Raw genomic sequence first — 231 nt, forward strand, 5'->3', positions numbered from 1 at the left:
TAACCCTGCCGCCTAGAAAATCCTTACAGTTGAGCTTCCCCTTTTGATCAATAGGAATAACATAAGCGACTAGTTGCGGTGTGCTTATGTCTCGATGAATACTCATACCTGCAATATTTTCTGCTCCATGCTTATCTATGAGCCATAAACTGGCTCGCTCAAAAAATTCCACTTCTTGGCTAGTTCCCCAGCCTTCCCATTCAGGACTGGCAGTTATTAAATACTCAATAC

1 protein-coding gene is annotated in these 231 nt (G+C 42.4%); it reads right to left on the reverse strand.

The annotated features are described in order from the left end of the window. Positions 1 to 231: plasmid recombination protein (locus tag AAEY88_RS15675; protein WP_350563882.1), on the reverse strand; the 231-nt coding region annotated here is incomplete at both ends.

It is taken from the genome of Psychrobacter sp. CAL346-MNA-CIBAN-0220 (assembly GCF_040309805.1).
Taxonomy (GTDB): Bacteria; Pseudomonadota; Gammaproteobacteria; order Pseudomonadales; family Moraxellaceae; genus Psychrobacter.